The organism is Arthrobacter sp. I3, from assembly GCF_000520575.1.
Taxonomy (GTDB): Bacteria; Actinomycetota; Actinomycetes; order Actinomycetales; family Micrococcaceae; genus Arthrobacter; species Arthrobacter humicola_A.
On the sequence record NZ_KI914908.1, the window covers coordinates 106,088 to 107,844 of the forward strand.

Annotated in this window: 1 protein-coding gene; it reads right to left on the reverse strand. The window is 66.5% G+C overall.

From position 1 onward, the window contains the following. Positions 1–17 precede the first annotated feature (17 nt). Positions 18–1,529: an IMP dehydrogenase gene (guaB, locus tag Y706_RS0105215; RefSeq protein WP_018773740.1), complete on the reverse strand. Its 1,512-nt coding sequence runs from the start codon at positions 1,527–1,529 to the stop codon at positions 18–20. Between the last annotated feature and the right edge of the window lie 228 nt (positions 1,530–1,757).

Here is a 1,757-nt window from a genome sequence, read left to right on the forward strand (position 1 = left end):
GGTTCGGGCAGCGGGTCTTAGCGGGACCCGTAGTTCGGGGCCTCGACCGTCATCTGGATGTCGTGCGGGTGCGACTCCTTGAGCCCGGCCGCTGTGATGCGGACGAACTTGCCGCGCGCCTTCAGCTCCGCCACGGTCGGGGCGCCGGTGTAGAACATGGTCTGGCGGAGCCCGCCGACCAGCTGGTACGCCACCGACGACAGCGGACCGCGGTACGCGACCCGGCCCTCGATGCCTTCCGGGATGAGCTTGTCATCGCCGGAGACGTCGGCCTGGAAGTAGCGGTCCTTGGAGTAGGAGGTGTTCTTGCCGCGGGTCTGCATGGCGCCGAGAGAGCCCATGCCGCGGTAGCTCTTGAACTGCTTGCCGTTGACGAAAATCAGGTCGCCCGGGGATTCGTCGCAACCGGCCAGGAGGGAACCGAGCATCACGGTGTCGGCGCCGGCGACGAGCGCCTTGCCGATGTCACCGGAGTACTGCAGGCCGCCGTCGGCGATCAGCGGCACGCCGGCCGGGATGGCGGCCTTCGCCGACTCGTAAATGGCCGTGATCTGCGGGACGCCGACTCCGGCCACCACACGGGTGGTGCAGATGGACCCGGGACCGACGCCGACCTTGATGCCGTCGGCACCGGCGTCGATCAGGGCCTGGGCGCCTTCGCGGGTGGCGGCCTGGCCGCCGATGATGTCCACGTGCGCGGCAACGGGATCGGACTTGAGCCGGCGGATCATTTCCAGCACACCCTGGGAGTGGCCGTTCGCGGTGTCCACGAAGAGGGCATCCACACCGGCGTCGATCAGCGCCATGGCGCGTTCCCAGCCGTCGCCGAAGAAGCCGATCGCCGCGCCGACGCGCAGGCGGCCTTCGTCGTCCTTGGTGGCGAGCGGGTACTGCTCGGCCTTGGTGAAGTCCTTCGTGGTGATCAGGCCCTTGAGCCGGCCCTGCTCGTCAACGAGCGGGAGCTTCTCGATCTTGTTCGTGGCCAGCTTGTGCGAGGCTTCCTCGCGGCTGATGCCGACGTGTCCAGTCACGAGCGGCATCTTGGTCATGACATCGCTGACCAGCCGCAGCGGGAAGTCGGATTCGGGCACGAAGCGGGTGTCGCGGTTGGTGACGATGCCCAGCAGCCTGTTGCCCTCGTCCACGACCGGAAGGCCGGAGACGCGGTAGCGTGCACAGATTTCGTCCAGCTCGGCCAGCGTGGCCTCGGGGCCGATGGTCAGGGGGTTGGTGATCATGCCGGATTCGCTGCGCTTGACCCGGTCCACCTGGTCGGCCTGGTCGGCGATGGAGAGGTTGCGGTGCACGACGCCAAGACCGCCCTGGCGGGCCATGGCGATGGCCATCCGGGACTCCGTGACTGTGTCCATCGCGGCGGAGAGCAGCGGGGTCTGGACCGTGATGCGCTTGGAGATCCGGGACGACGTGTCCGCTTCCGAAGGGATCACGTCGGTGTGGCCGGGCAGGAGCAGGACGTCGTCGTACGTCAGGCCGATGAAGCCGAAGGGATCGTGTTCGGGCTGGGTCATGAGTGCGCCTCTTACCTTGGGTTACGGGGTCACGGGTAGGGGTTGCAACAGATGACCAGCCCGTCATTACGGGTCTGGCCTGTGCAGAAGGTCATGCAAAAGGTTCGTGCAGATGATTCGTGCAGAAGTCCTCAATAAATAGTAGAACCTTGGCGGCGATAGCCATATTCCGGGCGGTAATGTCCGGTTTCAATGTGAGCCGCCCCATGCCCGCACGGCTCCCCCGGC

Excerpts from the sequence above, each read along its gene's own strand:
- guaB (WP_018773740.1), bottom strand. The coding sequence starts at position 1,529 with ATGACCCAGCCCGAACACGATCCCTTCGGCTTCATCGGCCTGACGTAC.